The sequence below is a fragment of the Xanthomonas boreopolis genome (assembly GCF_046529185.1).
GTDB lineage: Bacteria > Pseudomonadota > Gammaproteobacteria > Xanthomonadales > Xanthomonadaceae > Pseudomonas_S > Pseudomonas_S boreopolis.
Genome location: NZ_CP097162.1, coordinates 578,114 through 598,751, shown reverse-complemented (window position 1 = coordinate 598,751; position 20,638 = coordinate 578,114). Strand labels below are relative to the sequence as shown.

Below are 20,638 nucleotides of genomic sequence, written 5' to 3'. Positions count from 1 at the left end.
AGCGCCCGGTGACCTTGTACGAACGCGTCGCCCGGCTCCACGGCCACCGGCCGTGGGGCTCGGTGCTGGATGCCGGCACCGGGCCGGCCTCCATGCGCTGGCTGCAGGCATTGGATTGCGACCGCTGGACCGCGGTGACCGGCGCCCCGCAGATGCTGGAAAAGACCCGGCAGGCGATGGAGCGGCCGCCGCGCGAACAGGACGCGCTGCTCGTGGGCAACTGGATGGACCCGGCGTTGCTGGCCGGCGAGCGCTTCGACGTGGTGCTGGCCGACTACCTGCTGGGTGCCATCGAGGGCTTCGCGCCGTACTGGCAGGACCGGCTATTCGCGCGCCTGCGCCCGCTGGTGGCCACGCGGCTGTACGTGATCGGCCTGCAACCGTACATCCACGGCCGGCCGGACGACGACGCCGGGCGGACGATCAACGAGATCGGCCGCCTGCGCGATGCCTGCCTGCTGCTGTCCGCCGACAGCCCGTACCGCGAGTACCCGCTGGACTGGACGCTGCGCAGCCTGGAAGCGGCCGGCTTCCGCGTGGTCGATGCCGAGTTGGTTCCGATCACCTACGGCCCGCGCTTCATCCACAGCCAGCTGGCGATGTGCAGCCAAGCCACCGGCAAGCTGGCCGACCGCCGCCTGGCGGTGGAGCTGCTGCGCCACGTGGCCGATTTGCAGGCGCGTGCGCTGGCCCTGTCGCAACGGCTTGGCGGATTGCGGCACGGGCACGACTACGTGGTCGTGGCCGAACCCACCTGAGCCTTGGACGGCCGCGGCCCATGCACGCATGATCCACGCCCTGCCCCAACCCAGCCCGCACCTGGAAAGCCGCGCGCCCTCGGCGCGCGCGCAACAGCGGATCCTGGCCGTCCAGCAACACTGCCAGCGGCGCGGGCTCAAGCTCACCGCATCGCGCCTGCGCGTGCTCCGGTTGCTGGCCGAAGCCGACGAGCCGCTGAAGGCCTACGCCCTGCTCGACAGCATCCGCCGGTCGCATCCCAAGGCCGGCCCCGCCGCCGTCTATCGCGCCCTGGAGTTCCTGCAGGCCCAAGGCTGGGCGGTGAAGCTCAACACCATCAATGCCTTCATGCTGTGCTCGCCGGGCCCGGCCTGGAGCTGCACCTTCCTCGTCTGCGAGCGATGCGCCGGCGTGGCGACGCTGGAAGGCCCGGCGTTGCGCAGCGAGCTGATCGCCGGCGCGCACATCGCCGGATTCACCCCGGCCACGCACGCGCTGGAAGTGGCCGGCACCTGCCGGCGTTGTCGCGAGCGGCATCCGGACGGCGCCGGATAGCCACGCGCCCGCCATCGAAGCGCACGGCCCTCCGAGCATACGGCCGGGAGCTATTGCCCCAGGATCTGCGCGATCACGCCGGTGGCGAGTTGGACCATGTAGTACTCGTCGTCGCGGGGATCCGGGCGCACCCAGGTATAGCCGGGCGGCGGCGGCGCCAGGTCGTACGCACGGTAATCGCGGACGTAGTAGCGCTCCACCAGGTACTCGCGCGGGATATGCTCGCCGCGCACCCAGCGCCGCTCGGCCTTGGCCCGCGCCTTCATCGCTTCCCGGCGATCCTTCTCGTACTCGCGTTCGGCCTCGCGACAGTCCTTCCAGTATTCCCGCTCGGCCTCGCGCCGATCCTTCTCCGACTCGCGCATCGCCTCGCGGCGGTCCTTCTCGTACTCGCGCCAGGCCTCCGCGCGCTCCTTGTCCGCTTCGCGGCCATCCTGCCAACGCTCGTCGGCGCCGGCGGCACCGGAGAAGGCGAGCGTCAACGCGCCGGCTATCGAAAGAAGCTTCATTGCAGGTCTCCGTCCAGGTCACGCGCACCCTACCGTCGCCGGCATGAACGGACCGGAAAGCGTCCCCCGTCCCGGAATCCGCGCCGCCACGGGCACCCGCACCTCCACGGCCCATCGGCAACCAGTCGGGCGACGAAGCCATCGCGGAGTAGTGATTGCCGTGGCCCGGAGCGCCGACACGCCCGGCCGGCGGCTCACGCCGGCCGGCCGCGACGCACGCGCAGCTCCCACGCGGCCACCGCCAGCATGATGGCGAGCGTCAGCCAACCCATGACCAGCAGGTTGGTCGCCGGGGCGAGCGGCGCCGACGCCAGCAACGCCACGGCGCCGACCACGTGCGATCGCGGCACCGTGCCGTACACGACCTTCTTGTACACGGCGCTGCCGAGCAGGTAGATCGCCGGGCCGGCGATCAGCACCGCGACCTGCGCGAGGTCCGGGCGGCCGTACGGATGCGCCATCACCACGTCGTTGCCGACCGCCGAGGCGATCACGCCCGCCACCAGGATGGCGTGGATGTAGTGGAAGTACGCGCCCATGCGCCCGGGGTCGTCGGAGTGGACGATGGCGGCGGTCGCGTCCTTGCTGGACGTACCGAAGTACAACCACCACAGCGCAAGCGTGCCGACGAAGGTCGCCAGCAGCGCGAGCACGATCCCGCCGTCCCAGGCCGGTGCGTCCGCCAGCACCGCGCCGCTGGCGAGCAAGGTCTCGCCCAGCGCGACGATCACGAACAACTGGCAGCGTTCGGCCAGATGGCCGCCCTCGATGGTCCATTCGCGCGTCCGCGACCGCCCCAGCCCCGGCAACGCGAAACCGAACATGGGCGAGACGTATTCGCACAGCACCGCGATGCCCCACAACGCGATCCGCATGCCGTGCTCGGCCAGCCCGCCGGCGATCCAGAACACGGCCGAGATGGACACCCAGCCGAGCATGCGCCGGTAGTTCGGCGACAGCGGATGGGAGGACGGCAGCTGCAGCACGATGAACGCCGTGCGCCCCACCTGCATCGCGGCATAGCAGCCGGCGAATACCAGGCCCCGGTCGCCGAAGGCCTGGGGGATGCTGGCGGCCATCGCCAGCCCCAGCAGCATGGTGGCGAACAGCAGGCCGCGGATGCGCGGGGTTTCCGGATCGAACCAGTTGGTGACCCAGCAGGTGTACTGCCAGCCGAGCCATACCGCGAACCACAGGACGAGCGCCTCCAGGACGCCCGCCGGGCTCAGGTGGTGCAGCAGCTGGTGGCTGAGCTGGGTGACGGCGAAGACGTAGACCAGGTCGAAGAAAAGCTCTTCGTAACCGACCCGGGCATGGTGGCCATCGCGGCGGCGCAGCAGCGGATGGTGGCCGGCGGACGGCGATCCGGACGTGGAGCCGCTCATGCGCGCGACAGGCTCCAGACGACCACGGCGGCGACCGCGGCCGGCACCAGGAAGACGACCACCAGGATCGGAAGCTCTTCGCGGACGCTGTAACCGGCATGGTGGACGCCCACCCACAGGTTGGCGACGGCAAGCACCAGCCACACCGGCACGAAGGCCTTGGCCGCCACCGCCACCCCGGCGGCATTGCCGCCCCAAAGCCAGCCGAACAGCCCGAACACGCCCAGCAGGACCAGCCCGCCGAGGATCACCAGCAGCATGTGCATGTCGTCCTCCCCCCGTGATTGGCAGCGACCCTATCCTACGAAAATCCGTCCGGGACGGCGTTTTGGCGGGCTGGAAGAAGTGGCCCGCTGAACGGACGGCGCCGGCCACGCAGGTCCGTCGTTGACTTGTCTACCTACTGGTAGGTAGATTTGCGCCACCTACTCGAGCGGAACCTTCTCCATGGGCATCTCACCAATCGGCTGGCTGCATACCCTCGGGAGCCTCCCGGCGATCCCGCTGGCCGCGTACATGCTGGTCAAGCACGGGCGCATCGCCGCCGCGACCAGGGCCGGAAACGCCTATTTCTGGTTCATGCTGCTGGGCGTGCTGACGGTGTATCCGATCGCACACCAACCGGCGAGCTCGATCGTCGCCACGATCACGCTGGCGTTTCTCCTGGCCGGCTATGGCATCGCGCTACGGCGCCCGGCGGCACGCTTGTGGACGTACCTTCAAACGATCTCGCTCAGCGTCACCGTGTTTCTGCTGATGGTGCCCACCGTGAGCGAGAGCCTGCGCAGGCTCCCGGTCGGCGATCCGCTGGTGAAGGACATGAAGGATCCGCTGCTGCTGGGCGTCCAGGGCGCGCTCCTCGTGGCGCTGGTCGTGGGCATCCCGCTGCAGCTGCGAGCGCTGTATAAGCACAACACCCACGCGACCAGGTAGCCCCTCGATGTCTTCACCAGCAACATCCCAGCCCCAGTACTCGCCGAAGGCGCGGGAGATCATCCGGCAAGCGAACGAACTGCTTGCCGTGGGTGGCTACAACAGCTTCAGCTATGCGGACATCGCCGAACGGGTGGACGTCCGCAAGGCCAGCATCCACCACCACTTCCCGGCCAAGGCGGACCTGGTCAAGGCCACGGTCGCCCTCCACCGGGAGGCGATACGCCAGGGGCTGCAGTCCCTGCAACAGTCGATCGCCGATCCCCACGAACGGCTGGTCGCCTACAGCCGTTACTGGGCCGACTGCATCCAGGCCTCGAATCCCCCCATCTGCATCTGCGCGCTGCTCGCGGCGGAGCTGCCGGCCATTCCCGCCGAGGTGGCCGACGAGGTCGCGGGCCACTTCCATGAACTCCAGGCCTGGCTCGCCTCGACCCTGGAAGAAGGCGCGGCGAAGGGCGTCGTGCAGCTGGCCGAGTCGCCTTCGGCGGACGCCGCGACGTTCATGGCCTCGATCCACGGCGCGATGCTCTCCGCCCGGGCAACGGCAAACCCTTCGGTGTTCTGGCAGATCGCCAAGCTGGCCACCGACCGCCTGAAGAGCGCACCGCAGGCCTGAGCGGCCGCCGCGGCCCTGCCTCTCGATGGCGGGGCCGGCGATGTTCGCCACGGTCGGAAGCGAGGGAAGGCGCGGCACAGTGCTGTGCGCCAGCGGAAGCGGCCGGGGCGGCGCCGTTTATCCACCGCGCTGCCGGCAGAGCCACGGCGGCGCGCCCGGGCCGTCTTCACTTGCGCGCGTGTCGCGCGCCTTTTTCGTCCTTGTGTTGCGCCGTCGCGCGGCTTTGCGCGAACTCCGGGAAGACCTCCGCTATCGGCATCTTCTCCGGCAAGATGTAGAACACCCCGCCCTGCTCGAACGTGGGACGAACGATGCGCTCGTAGAAATCGGGCGAAACGTTGATGCAGCCGTGCGTGACGCGGTTGTCCTCCGGCTCGGGCGATGCAAGGCGCTCGGCGCGCCGCTCGGCCGGAACGCCGGTCGCGGTAGGATGGATGGAGACCGCGGAATCGTAGTCCACCCACAGCACGCGCCCGGCGTCGATCGACGGACCGAAACCGCCCACGAAGCGGCCCGCGGGCGTCGTGCGGTCCCGGCCCGGGATCTCGCGAAGCGCAAGGCCGGCGACGCCGGGAGCCGTATGGTCGCCGGTCGCCGAGCCGAAAAGCGCGGGAGCCGCACCGCGGAGCCGGCCATCACCGCCGAACACCAGGATCTGCGCGGCGGCCTTGTCCATGACCGCGAACGGATAGCCCTGGCTGTCCTTGGTCGCGACCACCCAACCCGCGAGTTCGATCACCGTGTCGGACACGTCCTGGCCTTGCGGAAGCTCGTCGACGGCGGCGACCGGTGGCGCGACGGCATCCTTGGCGCTGGCCACGCCGATGCTTGCGGACGCCAGCGCCATTGCCAGCGCGGCATGGACGGCCCGGCTTGCAAGATATGAATACGTGCGAATGGGACGGTTCCTTGGAATGAAGACGACTCGATTGCAGGACGCCGGTGGCCGGCGAAGGCCACCGGCGTCCCCATTCAGGCGTTCATTGCGAACGCTGCAAGGCGATTAGCCGCGCGGGGTGCGGCGGGGCGCCTTTTCGAGCTGCTGCACGCGGCCCTCGATCTGGTCCAGACGTTGGTTGGCCTGCTGCGCCGACTGGTTGGCGGACTCGGCGCTCTGGGCCGCGCCCTGCACCCTGGTGTCGAGCTGGTCGAGGCGCGAGTTGATCGTTGCGAACTCCTCTTTGTAGGTGGCGCAGGCGCCAAGGCCCGCGGTAATGACGATCGCCACGCCGAACGTACGTGCCATCTTCAGGTGCTGCTTGGTCAGGAACATTCCACTCCCTCCTTCGTCTGGGGAAGCTGGAATATAGCGGCCTTTTCGCCGAAGCAACGAGCGGCTTTCAGCTGGAGTTGGAATACATGGATGGAACGTGAAGATGCATCCCGCAGGATTCGCAGCGCTCGATCGTCTACTGATAGGCCTCAATGTTATCGCTGCGTGAGTAACGGGCGAACCTCAACGTCCGGCCGCGGATCAATACCCCCCGCCAAGTAAGTGAACCTGACTCCGTTACTCACATCGTGACCGCCTCAGCGCCACGGTGGCGGCAGCGGGCGGCAAGCCGGCCGAGCACGGCACGATGGTGGGCTCGATGCAGCAGATGTACGGCCGCGTGCGTGCCATGCTGGGCGACACCGATTACGGCTATGTGGCCGAGCTGGAGCAGTCGGAAGACCGCCTGCTGCACGCCTTCCAGGACACCCTGAGCGACACCGACGCCCCGCCGGCCGTGCGCGCCGAGGTGCAGGCCCTGCTGCCGAGCGCGCGCGAGTGCCACGACGTCATGCGCAACCGCAAGCACGCGCTGAAGATGGCTTCCTGATCCAGGACGCCCAGCCGCACGAAAAGCCCCGCCACCGGCGGGCTTTTTTTAGGCGCGTTGTAACGCCATCACGCGGGCGGGGCGGAACTTCCACGCAACGAAGCCACGTGCGCGAACACGTGGCCTGCGGCCTCTCCAGGTGCTCGCCCCCGCGCGGCGCGCGGGCGCGAAACTCAATCCTTCAGCGCGCCTTCGGCCGGGTCGGTAGCGGCGTAGCTGGAATTGCGGATCTCCGCCGCGTGCGGGTGGCGCAGCGCGGCGCGCACCTCTTCGGGCAACTGGTCCACGGCCAGGATCACCTTGCCCGAATGCACGTCCGTGACCGCGCTCTGCGGCAGCACGAAGTCGCCGCCGTTCTGCACGTTGATCACGAAGGTGGATTCGTGCGGGCGCACTTCGCGCACGCCGGCCACGCCGATCTCGCCATCGGCCACGAACACCAGCTGGCCCGCTTCGATGCGGTCGGTCATGGCATGCACCTCATGAGGAAGAGATACCGCTTGCGGCGTGGCATGCCCGTGCATGCCCAACACCGCCGCGGTCGATGCATCATGCAACGCGGCGCCGTCCAAACAAGGTGGAGCGCGCTCAACCGCGCGAAGGCGGCTGCCGCGCGGAGGCATCCACCAGCGGGTAGCCGCTGAACGGCTTGACCTCGTCCATCAGGAACTGCGAGACAATGCGCTCCACGCCGTAGTCGCCGGCCAGCAGCAGGCGCGCGATGTCCTTCCAGTGGTGCACGTCGTTCACCACCACGCGCAGCAGGTAGTCGAACGCACCGGAGATTCGGCTGGCCTCCACCACTTCGGGCATCGCCAGGATGCGGCGGTCGAACTCGGTGAACTCTTCCAGCGCGTGCTGCTTGAAGGTCACCTGCGCCAGCACGACCGTGACCGAGCGGATGCGGTCCACCGCCACGTGCGCGCGATAGCCGCGGATCAAGCCGCGCGCCTCCAGCGTGCGCACGCGCGCCAGGCAGGCGCTGGGCGAAAGCGCCACGCGTTCGGCCAGCGCCTGGTTGGTGATGCGCGCGTCCTGCTGCAGCACGTCCAGGATCTTCAGGTCGGTGCGGTCGAGGGGCTTGGCGGTCATGGGGCTCCGGAGGCGGCGGGCGCCGCAGGTTGTTCGCTATTTGCCGGCACGGCCCGCAGATTCTGCGTTATTTGCCCGTGATACCGACCATATCTTCGGTTCCTTGCGGAATAACCCTAGCAGAATCATGGGCCTGGCCATAGCGCGGGCCCCGCCGATTCTGCTGGACAGCGGTGGCGGTTTTCACTTTCACTCGGTCCAACGCCATGCGGGCCGCCAGTGGGGATGCACCGGCGGCCGCTTCCATCGCTACCAGGGGACCGTGCCATGCCGTCGCAGCTCCACGTTCGCAAACTCGCCCGCGCCATCCGTCTGGGTTGTTGCCTGGGCCTGGCCACCGCCGCCGCGCCTGCCTGGGCGCAGGCCCCCGCGCCCGACGCCTCCGGCGAGGACGCCGCCCGGACGCTCGATACCGTCGTGGTCACCGCCGGCAAGCTGAAGGAATCGGTGCGCGAGATCGCCGGCTCCGCCTCGGCCGTCACCGACCAGCAACTGCAGGACATCGGCGCGCAGTCGCTGGCCGATTACATTCAGCGCACCCCGGGCGTGGTGTTCAACAACTACCAGCCCGGCGTATCGCACGTGGTGATGCGCGGCATCGCCACCAGCTCGGGCAACGTGCAGGGCCAGCCGACCACCGGCTACTTCCTCAACGAAGTGCCGCTGACCGAGCCGGGCTGGACCATCGCCATCCCCGACGTGGACGCCTTCGACCTCAACCGCGTGGAGGTGCTGCGCGGCCCGCAGGGCACGTTGTTCGGCTCGGCCTCGATGGGCGGCGCGGTGAACTACGTCGCCAACGTGGCCGACAGCAGCGCGTTCGACGCCGCCGCCGAGGCGACCGTCAGCCAGACCAAGAACGCCGATGTGGGCTACAGCGCCAAGGCGATGGTCAACGTGCCAATCAAGGAAGACCTGCTCGCCGTGCGCGCGGTGGCGCAGTATCGGGAGGATCCTGGCTTCCTGGACAACATCGGCACCGGCCGCAAGGGCGCCAACGACACCCAGCTCGACGGCGGCCGCCTGTCCATCGTGCTCACGCCCGGCGATGCCACCACGCTGACCTGGCTGAGCCTGCTGCAGAACATCGACAACGACGACAACAGCTACCAGATCGCCGGCCTGGGCGACCTGCAGCGCGACACCGCGCTGCCGGAGTTCACCCGCACCAAGATCGCCGTGCACAGCCTGCGCCTGGACCAGGACCTGGGCTTTGCCGACCTCACCGCCCTGCTCGCCTACCAGAAGAAGCAGCAGGACTGGCGTTTCGACTACACGCCCATCCGCGGCGCCTACAACGCCGATCTCGACCTGGACCTGACCTCGCCGCTGTACATCGACTCCGGCGGCGAGAGCCGCGGCAAGAGCATCGAGCTGCGCCTGTCGTCCAAGCCGGGCGGCCGGGTGGACTGGCTGATCGGCGGCATGTACTTCGATTCGGACAAGGACCTCTACGAGCAGATCGGCGCGCAGGGCGCGGCCGCCGCGTTCGACCAGTCCGCCCTGTTCGGGCCCGGCAGCGGTACGGTGATCGCCCCGGATGGCGAAATCTTCAACAGCTTTTTCACCCACCTCACCGGCTCGGAAGCGGCGCTGTTCGGCGAGGCCAGCTTCCACTTCAACGAACAGTGGAAGCTCACCGTGGGCGGGCGCCTGTTCCGCAACAAGGTGCGCACCACCTCGACGCAGGTGGGCTTCTCGACCTATCCGGGCGAGCCCATCGTCACCACGCAGCAAACCAAGGAAGACGGCTTCAACCCCAAGGTCGCACTGACCTGGCAGGCCACCCCGGACGTGATGTTCTACGGCCTGGTCTCCGAAGGCTTCCGCTTCGGCGAACCGAACACGGCCGGCCTGAGCGCCTACCCGGTGCCCTCGGGCTCCAGAAGCGACAGCCTGGTCAACTACGAACTGGGCACGCGCACCGGCTGGGCCGACGGCCGCCTGCTGCTCGATGCCACGCTGTTCTACGTGGACTGGAAGGACATCCAGCTGCGCCTGCAGACACCGGACTTCTACAACTACGCCAGCAACGGCGGCAAGGCGTACAGCCGCGGCGTGGAGTTCGCCGCCACCTGGCGCCCGGTGGATGCCTTCGAATGGCAGGCCACCGCCACCTGGCAGCACGCGCGCCTGGACGAGGACCTGTTCATCCTCTACTACGGCACCGCGCCGGCCGGCGCGCAGCTGCCGGGTTCGGCCGACTGGACGGTGAGCAACCTGCTGAGCTACCACTTCGATGCCATCTACCAGCCGACGCTGACGCTCGCGCACCAGTACGTGGGCAGTGGCATCAGCGACCTCAACTCGGCCGTGCCGGGCATCACGCCCAATCGCCAGGGCAACTACAACCTGTTCGACCTGCGCTACCGGATGACCTTCGGCACCACGGACGTGACGCTGTTCGGCAGCAACCTCACCGACAAGCGCGGCATCACCCGCAGCGTGTCGGAGACCAACGGCATCGGCGAAGGCCTGGTGCGGCCGCGCACCTACGGCGTGACCGTCCACTGGCGCTACTGACACGATGGACGGGAGGGTCTTCGTGAAGGCACGCGAGATCGGCCGCTGGCAGCTCGCGCTGCGCCGCAAGCCGCTGGAGGCGGTGGTGGCCGATGGCGAGCGCGCCGGCCTGCACCGGCGCCTGGGCGCGGGCAGCCTGATGGTGCTGGGCATCGCCAATATCCTGGGCGCCGGCATCTACGTGGTGACCGGCGCGGCGGCGGCCCACTTCGCCGGGCCGGCAGTGATGCTGTCCTTCGTGCTGGCGGCAATGGCCTGCGGGTTCACCGGGCTGTGCTATGCGGAACTGTCGTCGGTGATCCCGGTGTCCGGCTCGGCGTACTCGTATTGCCAGGTCACCCTCGGCGAGGGCGCGGCGTGGGCGCTGGCATGGATGGTGATCCTCGAATACCTGCTCGCCGCCGCCGCCGTGGCGGCCGGGTTCTCCGGCTATCTCACCAGCCTGCTCGGCGACCTGCACGTGCGGGTGCCGATGTGGCTGGCCACGTCCAGCGTCACCGCCACGCAACAGGACGGGCACACGGCGCTGGCCTTCAGCGGGGGCATCAACGTGGTGGCCGCGCTGGCGGTGCTGGCCGCCGCGGCCATCCAGATCGCCGGCGTGGGCCGCTCCGCGCTGGCCAACCTGGTGCTGGTACTGACCAAGATCGCGGTGCTGCTGGCATTCGTCGCGGTGGGCGCGCAGTTCGTCGATGCGGCGAACTGGCAACCATTCCTCCCCGCCAACGAAGGCGGCTTCGCGTATGGCTGGCCAGGCGTGCTGCGCGCGGCAGCGATGCTGTTCTTCGCCTACCTCGGTTTCGAAACCGTCTCGATGGCCGCCGCCGAGGCGCGCCAACCGCGCCGCGACGTGCCGCTGGGCATCCTCGGCTCGCTGGTGGTGTGCACGGTGCTGTACATCGCCGCCGGCGCGGTGCTCACCGGGCTGGTGCCGTTCCGCGAGCTCGGCGTGTCCGACCCGGTGGCGCTGGCGGTGGACCGCATCGGCTGGCCGGGCTTTGCCGGCGTGATCAAGATCGGCGCGCTAACCGGGCTGGGCTCGGTGCTGCTGGCCAACGCGTATGGCGCATCGCGCATCAGCCTGAGCATCGCGCGCGACGGCCTGCTGCCGGCGTTCTTCACCCGTGTGCATCCCCGGCTGGGCACGCCATGGCTGGCCAGCGTCGCCTTCGGCAGCGCGAGCGCGTTGCTCGCCGCGCTGCTGCCCATCGGCGTCCTTGGCGACCTGATCTGCCTGGGCATCGCCTCGGCGTTCATCGTGGTGTGCATCGCGGTGATGTGGCTGCGCTCCACGCGCCCGGCGCTGCGCGGCGGCTTCCGCGTGCCGCTGGGCGGGGTGTGGATCGGCCGCGCCTGGATCGGCGTGGTGCCCACGCTGGGCATCGCGATGTGCGTGGCGATGATGGCGCCGGTGCTGGGCGACATGTACGCGCAGGTGCGCCGCGGCGACCTGCTGCCCGCCAGCCTGCTGCTCGGCTACATCGCCGTCGGCGCGCTGATCTATCTCGTCTACGGCCAGCGCCGCGCGCGCCGGCAAGTGCAGGATTCCCACGCATGACCCCGCTCGACTTTCCCCTGGCCCAGGCGCTGCAGCTGGGTCGCCTGGACGCGCACGATCAACGGGCGCTGGTGCGCCGCGGCGAGCTTTCGCCGCGCGAACTGACCGCCGCGGCGCTCGTGCGCGCACGCCACCTGGACCCCGCGCTCGGCGCGCTGTGCCACGCCGACGCCGCCGCCGCGCTGGCCCGCGCCGACGCCGTGGACCGCGATGCACCGATGGCCGGCGTGCCGTGGCTGCCGAAGGATTCGCTGCGCTATCCCGGCATGCCTACGCGCGGCGGCTCTCGCTCGCGCAGCAACGCGCCGGCCGCGGACGCCTCGCCGTTCGTGCAGCGCTTCGACGCGAGCGGGCTGGTGGCGATCGGCAAGAGCACGATGCCCGAGTTCGGCCTGATGGGCTCCACCGAACCGCTGCTCGGCCCGGTGACGCGCAACCCGTGGTCGCCGGCGCATTCGCCGGGCGGCTCCAGCGGCGGCGCGGGGGCGGCGCTGGCGGCCGGCATCGTGCCGCTGGCGCATGGCAGCGATGGCGCGGGCTCGATCCGTATTCCGGCCTCGGCCTGCGGCGTGGTCGGCCTCAAGCCCGGACGCGGCGCCACGGTGCCGGTGCGCGGGCGGCATGCCATCGAAGACCTGATTGTCGCCGACAGCCTGATGTCGCGCAGCGTGCGCGATACCGCCTGGGCCTTCGCCACCGCGCATCCGGACGCCGGCATCGACCTTGCCGGCCTGGCGCGCGCGCCCAGGCGGCTGCGCATCGGCGTGGTGGCCGATTCGCTGCCCGGCCTGGCGCCCGATCCGGCGGTGGCCCGCGTGCTGGAAGTGGCCGCGGACCTGTGCGCCTCGCTCGGGCACCAGGTCGAAAGCACGACGTATCCGCTGCCCGGCGCCGATGTCTGGCAGGCGCTGTACACGCTGTGGTCCCGTCTGGGCCTGGATGCGGTGGAGCTGGCCGCTGCGCAGGGCGGCGATGCCTTCGCCGCCGACGCGCTGGAACCGTGGACGCACGGGCTGGCGGACCACCACCGCCGCCACTGCGGGGTGGCCGAGCTGGAGCAGGCCTATGCGGTGCTGGCCGCGCTCCCGCCGGCGTTCACCGCCTTCCACCAGCGCCACGACGTCGTGCTGACGCCGACGCTGCGCACGCCGCCGCCGAGGCTGGGCGAACTGGCCCCGGATCGCGATTTCGACGCGCTGATGCCGGCCATGTTCCACTGGATGAGCTACACCCCGCTGCAGAACCTAGCCGGCACGCCGGCGATCTCGCTGCCGCTGGGCCAGGCCGGCGTGCTGCCGGTGGGCGTGCAGTTCGCCGCCGACCGCGGGCAGGAGCCGCTGCTGCTGCAGCTGGCCGCCGAACTCGAACAGGCCGCGCCGTGGGGCCATCGCTGGCCCGCGCATTCGGTGGCCACCACTTTGAAGGAGCCGCACTGATGGGACACGCCCGCGACAGCCGCTATGCCGCGCGCAGCCAGGACGACCTCCTGCGCCTGCTGGCCGCCCAACCCTTCGCCTGGCTGGTCTCGGCCGGCGGCGAGGATGCCGCGTTCACCCCGCTGCCACTGCGCGCCGAATGCGATGCCCAGGGGCGGTTGGTGGCCCTGCGCGGCCATCTCGCGCGGCGCAACCCGCACGTGGCGCGGCTGCGCCGCGACGGCCGCGCGCAGGCGCTGGTGATGGGACCGCATGCCTACGTTTCGCCGAGCTGGCTGGACGACCGCACCCAGGCGCCGAGCTGGAACTACGCCGCCGCGGTGTTCGAGCTGGACGTGGCGGTGAGCGAGGACGCGGCCGACATCCAGGCCGAACTCGATGCGCTGGTCACGCAGATGGAAGCCGGGCGCGCGCATGCCTGGTCGCTGGCGGAGATGGGCGAGCGCTATGCGCGGCTGGCGGCCGGCGTTACCGCGCTGCGCGGCGTCGTGCGCGAGGTCCGCGCGACCTTCAAGCTCGGCCAGGACGAGGCACGCCACGATTTCGCCCAGCTGCTGCTCGGCCTGCAGGCCGGCGGCGAGGATGCGCTGGTGGCGTGGATGCGCGATTTCGCCGGGGACGACGCATGAGCCGCAGCCTGGACGCGCTGGACCCGCAGATCCGCCGCTTCATCGAGGAGGTCTGCCGCGAAGGCGCGCGCCTGCGGGGCGATGGGCAGCCCGGCTGGCCGCAGCGCCGCGTCATCGCCGCGCAGGCACGCGCGCCCTGGCGCGAAGGCGGCCCGCGGATGCGCGAGGTGGCCGACCTGCGCCTGCCGTCCACGCACGGCGAGTTCGGCCTGCGCATCCTGCATCCGCAGGCCGCCGCGCCCTCGCCTTCGCCGGCGCTGGTGTACCTGCACGGCGGCGGCTGGTGCCTATTCGGGCTGGATACGCATGACCGGCTGTTGCGCGAATACGCCGACGCGACGCGGCTGCCGGTGGTGGCCATCGACTACAGCCTCGCGCCCGAGCATCCCTACCCCGCCGCGCTGGACCAGGCGGTGGCCGCGCTGGCGTGGTTGCGCGAACACGGCGCCGCGTTCGGGATCGATCCCGCGCGGCTGGCGCTGGGAGGCGATTCGGCCGGTGCCAACCTCGCTGTCGCCGCCGCGCTGCGCTTGCGCGAGCAGGGCGAGCTCTCGCGCATCCATGCGCTGCTGCTGAACTACGGCGCCTGGACACCGGCGCTGTCCGATCACGCGCGGCGCACGCTCGGCACCGCCGAGGACATGCTAAGCGGCGCGGAGATGGACGAGTTCTGGGAGGCCTACCTCGGTCCCGATGCGGCGCGGGTGGCCGGGCCGTTCTCCGCCCCCTTGCTGGCGCGGCTGCACGATCTGCCGCCGGCGATGATGCTGTGGGGCGATCGCGACGTGCTGGCCGAACAGAATGCCCGGATGGCCCAGGCACTGGCCGACGCCGGCGGGGTGGTGCGCACGCAGGTGTACGCCGGCGCGCCGCACAGCTTCATCGAGGCGATGGCGGTTTCCGATCAGGCGCGCGAGGCCGTGGCTCGCGGCGCGGCCTGGGTACGCGATCATCTTTCCCCTTCCTCCCTGCCAGGACACGCCGCATGACCTCGACGCTGCACCGGCTGCTCGCCGCCTGCCTACCGTTGGCCCTGCTCTGGCCGGGCGCCTCCGCCGCGCAGACCGCGGCGGAGCGGCCGACACCAGAGAAGATCATGGCGCTGCGCAGCGTCGGCGATCCGCAGATCGACCGCGACGGCCGCTGGATCGCCTATACGGTCGGCACGCCGCAGCCGCGGGGCAGGCCGCCGCGCAGCCGTATCTGGCGCGTGCCCGCGACCGGCCCCGCCGCCGCGCGCGAGCTGCCCGCGCCGGAGCGCGCCAGCGAGGAACATCCGCGCTGGACGGCCGATGGACGGCACCTGGATTTCCTCTCCAACCGTGCGCTGCCCGGTTCGGTGCAGACGCCCGCGCTGGCCGGCACGCAGGTGTGGCGCGTGGATGCGCAGGGCGATGCGGCGATGCCGATCACCCGCTCCGCGCACGATGTCAGCGCCTTCGAGGTCTCGCACGACGGCACGCGCATCGCCTACCTGGCCACCGACGGCGTGGACGCCGACGCCCAGCGCGCGGCCGACGCCAAGGACGACGCGGTGCGCGTCGATCACCCCACGCGGTTCTCGCGCGCGTGGGTGCGCGACCTGCGCAGCGGCGATACGCGCGCGCTCACCGCGCCGGGCCTGCAGGTGCACGACCTGGCGTGGTCGCCGGACGGGCGCGTGCTGGCGCTGCGCGTCTCCGACGGCACCACGCTCAACGATTACTGGTACCGCTCGCGCGTGGTGCTGGTGGACGCCGGCAGCGGCGCGCTCGGCCAGGTGCTCGAAGCGCGCGCCTCGGCGCATCCGCTGCAGTGGTCGCCGGACGGCACGCGCCTGGTGTACGGCCACCTGGGCGACCACGGCATGACCGCCGAGATCACCGTGCACGACATCGCCAGCGGCCGCCGCACCGTGCTCGGCGCGGACTGGGACGGCACGCTGTGGCTGGCACGCTGGCAGGACGCGCGTACGCTCATCGGCCAAGGCCAACGCGGCGTGCGTGGCAGCTTCCTGCGGCTGGACGCGGCCACGGGCCGCGCGCGCCAAGTGGCGCGGCCGCAGATCCCGTTCCAGTCGTTCACCACCGCGCGCAACGGGCGCAGCGCGTACCTCGGCATACGCGACGACCAGCCTGCCGAGGTCTGGACGCTGGAGGGGGGCAAGCTCGCCGTTCGCACCGACACGCACCCGGAAGTCGCGCGCTGGGCACACGGGCGGGTGCGCGAGCTGGAATGGACCTCCTCGCGCGATGGCCTGCGCATCACCGGCCTGCTGGTCACCCCGCCCGATTGGACCCCCGGCACGCCGCTGCCCACGCTGGTGCAGGGCCACGGTGGGCCCGCGTGGGCATGGTGGTCCGGCTGGCTCGGCTCCTGGCACGACTGGGCGCAGCTGCTCGCCACGCACGGCTACGCGGTATTCCTGCCCAACCCGCGCGGGTCGGAGGGCGGCGGCCCCGCGTTCGCCGAAATGGCGCGCAACGATTGGGGCGGCGCGGATTTCCAGGACATCCTTGACGGCGTGGACCTGCTGGAACGCGAAGGCGTGATCGACCCGCAGCGCCTGGCGATCGGCGGCTGGAGCTATGGCGGCTACCTGTCCGCGTGGGCGGTGACGCACAGTGACCGCTTCAAGACCGCCATCGTCGGCGCGGGGGTGATCGACATCGGCGCGATGGCACTGACCACCGACACGCCGGACTACCTGCCGGGCTATTTCGGCGACCCGCTGGCGAACCGCGCCGCCTACGACGCGCACTCGCCCATCCGCTACGTCGACCGGGTGAAGGTGCCGGTACTGATTCTGCACGGCGAGCAGGACAAGCGCGTGCCGCTCTCGCAGGGCGAGATGTTCTACCGAGCGCTGAAGTTCAACGGCACGCCGGTGGAGATGGTGACGTATCCGCGCGGCCCGCACTGGTTCTTCGAGCGCGAGCACGGGCGCGACGTGCAGCAGCGGGTGCTGGATTGGCTGGATTTGCAGTTGGGTGTGAAGCGGACGCCTTAAACCACCGCCCCGTGCGGCCCCGCACCGCGCAAGGAAGAAGGCTGCCTTCCGGCAGCCTTCTTTCCTCTTCAGCGCAGCAGGGCGATCAGGGTCCGGTCGCGCGGGCACCTCACTCATTGACCAGTTCCGCCCATACTTGGATGCGGAGGGTGAAATCAGGATTCCTTCTCAAGAAGCTGATGCCGCGCTGGAGTCTTGCCAAGACGCTTGCCAATCGGACCCTCGACTCAGGCATTTGACCGGAATTGCAAGACCTCGCCGTCTGGGCGCTGAAAGGCACAGTGGACGATGCCAGCCGAGTCTGTTGGCTTGATTCGCCATGGCGCCTTCAACGCCACGATCCAACTCGGATGCGCTTCGCAGTGGCAAACCGAGGTCGGTTTGCCGCCCTCTCCCGCGGGGGAGATGAACCGTCCCGGTCATGCCAGGTCAGTCGCCCAGCTCCCCACCCTCGGGAACCCATACGAAGCTGCTGTCCCTGGCCTTGATCCGCCCCAACCCGGGAAAGGGGAAGTGCACTGCGTAGATGCGCACGTTGCCCTCGGCAACGCGTTGCAGCAGCGCGCGCCGGCTCGCCTGCGCCTGCGGCGCATTCTCGTCGTACTCCACGGTCCATTCCGGCCGCTGCACGGAAATCACGTAGTGGTGAGCCGTGTCTCCGAGATAGAGCAAGCGCTCGCCACCCGATGCGATCTCGTACGCACTGTGCCCGGGCGTGTGCCCTTCGACGGCCACCGAGGTGACCACGCCCGGCAGCACCTCCGAGCCGGGCTGGAAGGCCACGACTTTCGGCGCGATTGCGGCAACGAGCGCGGTATCGCCATCGCGCTTCAGCGCCTCCCATTCCTGCGCCGAGAGGTGGATGCGGGCATTGGGGAAGGCCAGCGCACCTTCGCGCGTCAGCAACCCGCCCGTATGGTCCGGGTGCCGGTGCGAGAGGAAGATATCGGAGACCTGGGACGGATCCACGCCCGCATCGCGCAGCGAAGCCGGCAGGCGGCCGGCTCGCGTAAAGGACGCGTTCCCCGCTCCAGTATCGAACAACAGCACCTGCGTCCCGTTGCGGACCAGCAGCGGCTGGATGCTCAGGCGCAGCGAATCGGTCGGGAGGTTCGCCGAGGCCAGCAGGGCCGCCACGTCCTCGACGGGCCGACCGACGCCGAAGGTCTTGCCATCGTTGGGAACCTCGATGTCCCCATCCTTCAGTGCAACGGCATCAAGCGCACCGATCTTGAAATGGAACACATCAGGGTGGTCCGCCTGCCGCGCCGTCGGCCCCACCGCGGCCGCATTTGCGTCGGTTGCAGCCGGCTGGGACGGCGAACATCCGGAAAGCAACGGACCGGCCACGATGGCAGCCAGGATCAAGGAAAACGTCGTCCGGCTCATGGGAGCACCTGGCACAGGAAAGGAGCGTCACTGTACAACCCGCCAAGGGCGATCGCACCGGTGGAAGAGCGCGAGCTGGTAGAGGCGAGGAAAGGTGGCACTGCCTCTGGGCTGGATGGAGCGCTCAACCGGGTCCACTTAGTCCTGTCGAAGAATCCGCAGCAACGAGCTCCTCCGCACGCAAGCTCACTGCCTTCAACCCTTCGGGGAATTGTAGAGGTCATCGGAGGCGCCGTTCGAACGTCTGCACGATGGCTTGGCGCCCCCGGGCTCTACGCAATGCGATAGAGCACAGGGGATGGTCGCAAGGCCAATCAAATGTTACGTTATAACCAATCGACGGCCTGGGCCGTCGCTGTCCGCTGTTCCCCTCCCTACCTGCATGCCCATGAAAATCCGCACTCTGGCGGCCGCGATCGCGGCCGTCTGCCTGTCCACGCAGGCCTACGCCCAGTCGGGCGATTCCGCCCTGACCCTGGGCAAGGTCGATGTGCACCAGCACGCCGACGGGCAGCTCACCGCGCACCAGGTGCTGACCTCGGTCGACGTGCTGGGGGCCGACCAGATCGAGGACAAGAACGTGTCGCAGAGCTGGGAACTGCTGGGCCAGATGCCCGGCATCCAGCTGACCGAAACCCGGCAGGGCGCGGAGTCCGGCAAGGTCAGCTTCCGCGCGTTCAACGGCGAGGGCTACCTCAACGCCATCAAGACGCTGATCGACGGCATCCCCAGCAACGTCAACAGCGGCAACCAGCGCTTCATCGACATGCTGTTCCCGCTGGAGATCAGCTACATCGAGGTGGTGCGCGGCACCAACGACCCGCGCTACGGGTTGCACAACATCGGCGGCAACGTCAATTTCGGGACCCGCCAGGGCGGCAACTACACCGATGCGCGCCTGGGCTACGGCAGCTACGACACCCGCAGCGCGCAGTTGGCGATCGGGCGCGAGGGCAACGATATCGCGCAGAACTACTTCCTCGGCTACCAGGATTCGAACGGCTACCGGGCCAACGACGCCTCGAAGAAGTACGGCATCGGCGGCAAATGGTTCCATGGGAGCCTGGAAGACGATGGCCTGCGCGTGGGCCTGACGGCGCGCGCCTACCACAACGAAGCCGAGGAGCCCGGCTTCATGACGGCGGCGGAGATGAAGGCCGACCGGCGCGCTTCGGAGCTGCGCAACCGCAACGACGGCGACGATCGCGACATGCGCCAGTTCACCGCGAGCGTCGATTTGAAGCTGGCCGACGCTCTCTACTTCGGCACCAAGCTGTACTACAACCGGTACGAGGACGACCGCCGCATCACCTTCAGCGACCTGCCGACCGGCAATGCCCCGCGGCAGCGCCGCATATGGGACGAGCGGCAGGCAGGCATGCTGGGCGTCCTGACCTGGAACGCCAGCGACGTGCTCACCCTGGAAGGCGGCTTCAACTACGAGCAGCAGGACAACCGCTACCAGCGCTTGCGCTTCAGCTATTCCGAGCCGACCGACTTCTGGACCACCCCGGCCAGGGTCCAGAACGACGAGCGGCACACCTTGGACAACTGGGGCGCCTACGTGCAGGCCATCTACCAGCCGATCGAGGCGTTGAAGATCGTGCCGGCCTACCGCATCGACCGCTACGACGGCGATACCCGCCTGGTGGACGGCAGCACCGGCCGGCTGCAGCGCTACGGCAACATCGACCAGCCCAAGCTGAGCGTGGTGTACGCCCTGGCGCCCGGCGCCAACGTCTACGCCAACTGGGGGCGCACCGCGCAGGTCCTGACCGGCGGCACCGCCCCGGCCTACCTGACACCCGGGCAAGGCGCGATGAGCCCTTCCACCAACACCGGCATGGAACTGGGCATCAAGTTCAGCCCGTTCCGGGGCGCGCAGGCGCGCCTGGCGATCTGGCAGCAGGATGCCGAGAACGAGATCTCCAACATGCCCGCCACCGGCACCACGGTGCAGTTGGGCAAGACCCGGCGCCGCGGCGTGGACGCGCAGATCACCGCCCACCTGGGCGAGCGCTGGACGGCGTGGGCGTCGCACGCCTACCAGGAAGCCAAGATCGAGCACGATGGCCGCCTTGGCGTCGAGTCGCTGGAAGGCAACGAGGTGGCCGCCGTGCCGCGCTACATCAGCAACATCGGCCTGGACTTCCAGGCCACCGAGGCGCTGAAGCTGGGCCTGCAGGGCCGCGCGCAGGGCGATTACTACCCGGAAGAGAGGAACGTGGCCGGCAAGTACGGCGGCTTTGCCGTGCTGGACCTGAGCGCCCGTTACCGGATCAGCCCCGCGTGGAGCCTCGACCTGCAGGTGAAGAACGCCACCGGCCGCGAGTACGCCTATGTCTGGTACGACACCTTCTTCCAGGCCCAGGCGCAGCCGATGTTCTCGCCGGCGGCCGGCAGGCAGCTCTACGTGGGCATCGACATGAAGCTCTGACGGTCCGGCCGCGCAGCTTGGGC

Annotated in this window: 19 protein-coding genes and 1 pseudogene; 12 read left to right on the top strand and 8 right to left on the bottom strand. The window is 69.7% G+C overall.

Annotated features, from left to right (window positions below):
• The first annotated feature begins 8 nt into the window (after nt 1-8).
• Both M3M27_RS02695 and M3M27_RS02690 read left to right on the top strand, forming a co-directional pair.
• Entirely contained in the window at nt 9-758 is a 750-nt protein-coding gene (locus tag M3M27_RS02695; protein ID WP_434027071.1) for a class I SAM-dependent methyltransferase, read from the top strand.
• 28 nt (nt 759-786) lie between these two features.
• Nucleotides 787-1,293: a Fur family transcriptional regulator gene (locus M3M27_RS02690; protein WP_434027070.1), complete on the top strand. Its 507-nt coding sequence runs from the start codon at nt 787-789 to the stop codon at nt 1,291-1,293.
• Between the two features lie 50 nt (nt 1,294-1,343).
• Here M3M27_RS02690 and M3M27_RS02685 read toward each other — a convergent pair whose 3' ends face one another.
• From M3M27_RS02685 to M3M27_RS02675, 3 genes are all read right to left on the bottom strand, one after another.
• The gene (locus M3M27_RS02685; RefSeq protein WP_434027069.1) at nt 1,344-1,802 is read right to left on the bottom strand and encodes an RcnB family protein; all 459 of its coding nucleotides are present in this window, start codon (nt 1,800-1,802) and stop codon (nt 1,344-1,346) included.
• Between the two features lie 194 nt (nt 1,803-1,996).
• Nucleotides 1,997-3,187: a low temperature requirement protein A gene (locus M3M27_RS02680; RefSeq protein WP_434027068.1), complete on the bottom strand. Its 1,191-nt coding sequence runs from the start codon at nt 3,185-3,187 to the stop codon at nt 1,997-1,999.
• Nucleotides 3,184-3,453 (bottom strand): hypothetical protein, encoded by a 270-nt coding sequence (locus M3M27_RS02675; RefSeq protein WP_140725836.1) that lies wholly within the window; start codon nt 3,451-3,453, stop codon nt 3,184-3,186. The genes M3M27_RS02680 and M3M27_RS02675 overlap by 4 nt, the downstream gene beginning before the upstream one ends.
• A gap of 181 nt (nt 3,454-3,634) precedes the next feature.
• On the opposite strand from M3M27_RS02675, the gene M3M27_RS02670 reads away from it, so the two are divergent.
• Complete coding sequence (locus M3M27_RS02670; protein ID WP_434027067.1) at nt 3,635-4,120, top strand: hypothetical protein; 486 nt, start codon at nt 3,635-3,637, stop codon at nt 4,118-4,120.
• Nucleotides 4,121-4,127: 7 nt separating this feature from the next.
• Nucleotides 4,128-4,739, top strand: a complete 612-nt coding sequence (locus tag M3M27_RS02665; RefSeq protein ID WP_434027066.1) for a TetR/AcrR family transcriptional regulator — start codon at nt 4,128-4,130, stop codon at nt 4,737-4,739.
• A gap of 166 nt (nt 4,740-4,905) precedes the next feature.
• Here the strand turns inward: M3M27_RS02665 and M3M27_RS02660 are convergent, their stop codons facing one another.
• Together M3M27_RS02660 and M3M27_RS02655 are read right to left on the bottom strand one after the other, a co-directional pair.
• The gene (locus tag M3M27_RS02660; RefSeq protein WP_434027065.1) at nt 4,906-5,586 is read right to left on the bottom strand and encodes a hypothetical protein; all 681 of its coding nucleotides are present in this window, start codon (nt 5,584-5,586) and stop codon (nt 4,906-4,908) included.
• Between the two features lie 156 nt (nt 5,587-5,742).
• Nucleotides 5,743-6,012: a hypothetical protein gene (locus M3M27_RS02655; RefSeq protein ID WP_140725822.1), complete on the bottom strand. Its 270-nt coding sequence runs from the start codon at nt 6,010-6,012 to the stop codon at nt 5,743-5,745.
• A 256-nt stretch (nt 6,013-6,268) separates the two neighbouring features.
• On the opposite strand from M3M27_RS02655, the pseudogene M3M27_RS02650 reads away from it, so the two are divergent.
• Nucleotides 6,269-6,562 (top strand): annotated as a pseudogene (locus tag M3M27_RS02650) (PA2169 family four-helix-bundle protein); the annotation flags it as partial.
• Nucleotides 6,563-6,735: 173 nt separating this feature from the next.
• On the opposite strand, the gene M3M27_RS02645 reads toward M3M27_RS02650, so the two are convergent.
• Nucleotides 6,736-7,032 carry a hypothetical protein gene (locus tag M3M27_RS02645; RefSeq protein WP_434027064.1) on the bottom strand — a complete coding sequence of 99 codons (297 nt, stop codon included), beginning with the start codon at nt 7,030-7,032 and terminating at the stop codon, nt 6,736-6,738.
• Between the two features lie 118 nt (nt 7,033-7,150).
• Nucleotides 7,151-7,654: an Lrp/AsnC family transcriptional regulator gene (locus M3M27_RS02640; protein ID WP_434027063.1), complete on the bottom strand. Its 504-nt coding sequence runs from the start codon at nt 7,652-7,654 to the stop codon at nt 7,151-7,153.
• Nucleotides 7,655-7,921: 267 nt separating this feature from the next.
• Here M3M27_RS02640 and M3M27_RS02635 point away from each other — a divergent pair, with 267 nt between their 5' ends.
• The 6 genes from M3M27_RS02635 to M3M27_RS02610 are packed head-to-tail and all read left to right on the top strand — an operon-like array spanning nt 7,922 to nt 16,789.
• The gene (locus M3M27_RS02635; RefSeq protein ID WP_434027062.1) at nt 7,922-10,177 is read left to right on the top strand and encodes a TonB-dependent receptor; all 2,256 of its coding nucleotides are present in this window, start codon (nt 7,922-7,924) and stop codon (nt 10,175-10,177) included.
• 22 nt (nt 10,178-10,199) lie between these two features.
• Entirely contained in the window at nt 10,200-11,735 is a 1,536-nt protein-coding gene (locus M3M27_RS02630) for an amino acid permease (RefSeq protein WP_434027061.1), read from the top strand.
• Nucleotides 11,732-13,171, top strand: a complete 1,440-nt coding sequence (locus tag M3M27_RS02625; protein ID WP_434027060.1) for an amidase family protein — start codon at nt 11,732-11,734, stop codon at nt 13,169-13,171. Before M3M27_RS02630 ends, M3M27_RS02625 begins: the two co-directional genes overlap by 4 nt.
• Nucleotides 13,171-13,800 (top strand): FMN-binding negative transcriptional regulator, encoded by a 630-nt coding sequence (locus tag M3M27_RS02620; protein WP_434027058.1) that lies wholly within the window; start codon nt 13,171-13,173, stop codon nt 13,798-13,800. Before M3M27_RS02625 ends, M3M27_RS02620 begins: the two co-directional genes overlap by 1 nt.
• Nucleotides 13,797-14,789 carry an alpha/beta hydrolase gene (locus M3M27_RS02615; protein ID WP_434027057.1) on the top strand — a complete coding sequence of 331 codons (993 nt, stop codon included), beginning with the start codon at nt 13,797-13,799 and terminating at the stop codon, nt 14,787-14,789. Before M3M27_RS02620 ends, M3M27_RS02615 begins: the two co-directional genes overlap by 4 nt.
• Entirely contained in the window at nt 14,786-16,789 is a 2,004-nt protein-coding gene (locus tag M3M27_RS02610) for a S9 family peptidase (protein ID WP_434027056.1), read from the top strand. Before M3M27_RS02615 ends, M3M27_RS02610 begins: the two co-directional genes overlap by 4 nt.
• 429 nt (nt 16,790-17,218) lie before the next feature.
• On the opposite strand, the gene M3M27_RS02605 is transcribed toward M3M27_RS02610, so the two are convergent.
• A complete protein-coding gene (locus M3M27_RS02605; protein WP_434027055.1) occupies nt 17,219-18,178 on the bottom strand; it encodes an MBL fold metallo-hydrolase in 960 nt (319 codons plus the stop codon).
• A 388-nt stretch (nt 18,179-18,566) separates the two neighbouring features.
• Between M3M27_RS02605 and M3M27_RS02600 the strand changes: the two genes are divergently transcribed.
• The gene (locus M3M27_RS02600; protein ID WP_434027054.1) at nt 18,567-20,615 is read left to right on the top strand and encodes a TonB-dependent receptor; all 2,049 of its coding nucleotides are present in this window, start codon (nt 18,567-18,569) and stop codon (nt 20,613-20,615) included.
• The last annotated feature ends 23 nt before the right edge of the window (nt 20,616-20,638 follow it).